This is a genomic window from Liquorilactobacillus mali KCTC 3596 = DSM 20444 (genome assembly GCF_000260415.1).
Taxonomy (GTDB): domain Bacteria; phylum Bacillota; class Bacilli; order Lactobacillales; family Lactobacillaceae; genus Liquorilactobacillus; species Liquorilactobacillus mali.
The window spans coordinates 1-4522 of record NZ_BACP01000074.1 but is presented as its reverse complement, the minus strand read 5'-3'; the positions used below and the strand labels follow the sequence as shown (position 1 = coordinate 4522).

The 4522-nt window shown below is 36.2% G+C and carries 3 protein-coding genes and 1 pseudogene; 1 reads left to right on the top strand and 3 read right to left on the bottom strand.

Annotated features, from left to right (window positions below):
• The 3 genes and pseudogenes from GSM_RS14445 to GSM_RS13405 form a co-directional block, all read right to left on the bottom strand.
• Positions 1-1067, bottom strand: a pseudogene (locus tag GSM_RS14445) (IS30 family transposase); the annotation flags it as partial.
• 108 nt (positions 1068-1175) lie between these two features.
• Positions 1176-1526, bottom strand: a complete 351-nt coding sequence (locus tag GSM_RS13410) for a DUF5388 domain-containing protein (protein ID WP_003688415.1) — start codon at positions 1524-1526, stop codon at positions 1176-1178.
• Position 1527: 1 nt separating this feature from the next.
• The gene (locus GSM_RS13405; RefSeq protein WP_003688413.1) at positions 1528-2328 is read right to left on the bottom strand and encodes a ParA family protein; all 801 of its coding nucleotides are present in this window, start codon (positions 2326-2328) and stop codon (positions 1528-1530) included.
• 1387 nt (positions 2329-3715) lie between these two features.
• Here GSM_RS13405 and GSM_RS13400 point away from each other — a divergent pair.
• Entirely contained in the window at positions 3716-4384 is a 669-nt protein-coding gene (locus GSM_RS13400) for a replication-relaxation family protein (protein ID WP_003689348.1), read from the top strand.
• The last annotated feature ends 138 nt before the right edge of the window (positions 4385-4522 follow it).

The following is a 4522-nucleotide window of genomic DNA, read 5'->3' as shown; positions in this document are numbered from 1 at the left end:
CTCGGCCTTTACGCGCACGTGCTAATTCCTTTCGAAATACTTCAGCTGGTGTACAGAACTTAAGTAAGCGGCGCGGGAGATGGTTGAGCCGAGATTCAGCTTGACGGACCAGACTGGGTGTAGCTAGATCGAGTGATTGCCCCTTAGGAAAGTAACGTCTGAGTATACGATTGTGGACCTCATTAGTGGCGCGTTCGGCCGAGCTATAAGGGTGGGCATAATAAGTCTCGGCAATACCCTCAAGCGCAGCCGTTAGCGTGGTGAACTCTGTTCCGTTATCCGCCGTAACTGTCCGCATAACGTCACCGAATTCAGCCGTAATATTTTGCATGGCATAAGCCACAGATTCAGCGTCTTTACCCTCGATCAAGCGGACAATCTCATAGCGCGTTTTACGTTCGGTAAACGTTAATAGGACACTCTCGCTACCAGCACGTTTGCCAATGACAGTATCGATCTCAAAATGACCAAACTCGTGGCGCGTTTCTACTCGCTTTGGCCGTTCTTCAATACTACGACCGAGTAGGCGCTGATGTTGGTGCGAGTGGTGCTGGGTCGTCCGGCGTTTTGTTTTTTCCAGCTGATCAAGGTTACGGATCTCCAATAGTTGCGCATCGATATAGTTGTACAAAGTCTTCGTACAGACCATTTTGGCCGGCTTAAATAACCGGTGCTTACGGGCATAACCAACAAGCAGCGTCCGGAGACCAGCCCTCATGGCAGAACTTATCATCAAAGTAGGCTAAGAAGGCCGTCACTTGGCTAAATTTTAATGGACGTCCACAGTTTTGCCGCTTTATTTCATAGCGATTCTGAGCGGCTTCAGGGCTGTAAATTTCAAAGTAGTGTTTCTGATTATTAACGCGTTTAACTTGCGTGACTCGACCACGCTTGAGCTCATTATTGACGGTCTGGTGGCAGACGCCTAATCGAATCGCTATTTGCCGTGCTGAGCATCCTTCAATGTGCCAAGCGGCGATTTGACCGCGTTCGATTTCCGATAAATGGTGACCTTTTGGGCGTGGTGTGATAGACTGTTCTTGCATCAAGACGAAAACTTTTTTAATTGTTTGTTGTAGGAACTTCAATGATACCTGAATTTTTCGTCTTGGTGTCTTTTTTTTACCATTTTGGCTGGGTGGCTAACTTAATTATAAAACGCGCGGTCTTTTTTATTACTTATGATTTTTCAACTTGTAAGAGAGCTTGTCTTTAGCTTCTAGAGCACTCAGATATTCTGTGTAAGCTGTTATTGTGTTACTACTTAATTGCTTAGTGTAATCTTCAATCATAATAGAAAGCATTTCTGAAATAGTTCTTTTTTCTGCTGTAGTTTTAGCAAGTGCCATTAAAGCATTTCTAGAATGATTATCTAGACGTACACTTACATCAAAAGTAGGTATAACATCTTTTTCAATATCAGTAAAACCTACATCTTGTCTTGAGATAGATTTAGTTTTAACGTCTACATTCTTATCTATCTTTTTTTCATTGTCATCATTTTTGTGTTGTAAGAGATTACTCATACTACTTCACTCCTAACCTGTTTACTAACTCTTTTGCTACTGCTGTGTACACACTATGAGTAGCTTTATCCCACACATTTTTGTGGTCCTCAGTGATACCCGTTAAATCAAACCTCTTAACACGTTCCATAGCTGTTATTACATTAGTGAATAAATTGTTTTCACCAAACTCTGAAATTGCGCTTTTTAAGACTGAGTTATCTATTTTAGATTGCCCTTTGGTTAATACTGGTAAAATACCTAGAACATCAACCTTAGAATCAAACATATTAATTAAATTGGTTTGTAAATATTCTAGGAAGCTTTTAGCACCCAATAGTGAACGTTGTTGAGTCTGCAGCATGATTATTAGCCAATCACAAGCCATGAATACATTATCGTTAGTAAGACTCATTGTAGGGCTTACATCAAGGAATATAAAATCATAGTCTTTCTTAATTGACCCTAGTGCTTCCTTTAAATATGTAACCTTTTCCTTTTCTGTTAATTCTTGTTTATCAACCCATCTACTGAATAAATTCATATCAGAAGCAACTGGTAAGAGAGATAAATTATCTTTTATACGTATAATTCCCTCTTTTAAGTCTCTATGATTAATTAGTAAAGCAAATAATGAAGGATCGATAGTTATTTCAGTGTTTTCTTGGCTTTTAGTTTTAATCATAAGATCTGTAAGATTACTTTGAGGATCGCAATCTACCAATAAAGTACTGTGGCCCAAACTAGCTAATTCCCAACCTAGAAGCGCTGTAGTACTTGTTTTACCTGTACCACCTTTTTCATTAGCACAACTAATTATCATATTTTTTCCTCTTTTCATTTTCGTAGACTTCATATTTAATACAACATACATCATACTATATACTGAACACTGTGTAAAGTATACAAAGAAAACTAGTTTTCTTAATACCTTGATAATAAAGGAAAAATTATATTTATAGACTGTATACCACATACATCATGCTATATACCACATACATCATACTATATATTTACTACAGTACACTGTATACGGTATACTTAAACATTTGACGATCTTGCGATTTTGTGTTACAGTTCTTATTGTAAACAAAAAAGAGATTACCCGAAGGTAACCTCTTATATAAAGAAAAAGCCACCAGATATTGGTAGTATCTGAATGACCCGAACAAGTCTTAATTTATGTCATTATTGTAGCATGTTTTATCAACATATTCAATGTGGTGATTTTCAAAACTCAGGAGACAAGCTGAGAGATAGGTTAGTAGTACATAGGTTTCATATTTCGATATGCGACAGCTGCTTATGGATGAACGCTAAAAAGTAGACATCTGGTGAACTCAGCCAGAACTTCACAAAAATAATTGAGTAGTCTATGGATTCTGTAATCTGATCTGTAGGCTGGGTTCAGAGCCGACCTGCAGACATAGAAGCTGCTGCCTAATGGCTAGAGTGGTAACATGAATGGAGTCTTAACATACAGTAAGGGCATGTTTTTGCTGGTGAGTAAAAAACTTAATTGTTAGGATAGCTGTAAAAAGCTGAAACTAGATTACTTGTGAGTTGAGCGAGGCAAAACCTCAAAAACTGAGTCAACTTATGATTTGTTTTTCGCTGCGAAAACCAGGGAAAAACTTTGTTCATACCGCTTCAGCCTTCCTAAAAACTAAGCCAAGCTAGTCTAGTTGTCAAATATATTTGTGTTCCCTTTTGGATAATTTAGTTAAGAAATATAAGGACTTAGTAAATGAAGTTATGTAATCTATAATTAGAAATGTATAGAAGAACAGGACAGCAGATTAGATTATATGTTGTTTAAGAAATTAGTAATGATTTAGATTAATTAAAAGATAAAAGATGTAGGATATCAATTAACTTCCAGTTTAACTTTCTGGGAGTTTTTTTTAAATTGAAATGCGTAATTTTTGATTTTTCTTTGATTTTTAATTATATTAGTTTTGATAAATAGTTGACCTTGTTTTGGAAGTACATGCTTAATTTAGATTGTTGTAGAGGCTTTCATACAAAATACAGCCGAAACTGTCCTATCGTAATTACGTGGAGAGAGGGCAGTTTCGGCTGTATTTTTATAGTATTGAAAAAATAAATAAAATAAGCATGTACTAGAGAAAAAGGGTTGTGGATATAAAGTTGAGTTAGGGAGTTAGTTTGAAGAATGTTAAGAGATTAGAGATAAAGGGGTGTTTAGCTTGAGAGTAGGATTAACTGAAAAGAGATATCTGGTTTTAAATGTTTTAGATAAGTTGGGGATTGCGACTGTTGATCAGATCATGAGGTTAACGTCTTTTAATAAATCGACAATCTATTATGCATTAAAAGAATTTGAGAAAAAAGATTTAATAAAGAAATTCAAGAGTATGCAGCAAGCTGTTTATTTGATAACCAAGCTTGGAAGTGAAGTTATCGGTGATTTAAATTTTGGTTTCTCAAAGGATGAGAGGAACCCTAACTTTGCAATTTTTCGGCATAGTATGTTAATTAATGAAAGCGTTATTTTTTATAAAGATCAATTTGCAGAACGTGCGAAATTTGAAATGGAACGAGAATTAATTGCTCAGATTATTAGTCAAGGATCACAAAGAAGAGAGCAGATAGTAAATTTGCCTGATTTTGTGATTGAAACTGAGGATACAAGACAAGCTGTAGAGGTTGAACTTACGCGTAAAAGGGCAGCAAAAATAACTAAAAAATTGGTTAATTATAAGAAATTTATTATTGAAGGCCAGTATACGCATTTAATTTATTTATACCAGTCGTTGGCAATTCGGCGTTTAGTTGCAAAGTGTGCAGCAGATGTTGGAATTGAAGTTACTTTTGGCAATCTAGATGAAATGTTGAGGGGGAATGTGTATGTTTGATTTTCAAAAGCAAGATAATTCTAAAAAAGAGCGTACCACCTCAGATGAAGAAATTGGATCCTTTATTGCTTGGATGTTTTATGGTCTATTTTTGTTAGCGGCCATAGGTATTTTTTTACCAGCACTAGTAATAGCGTT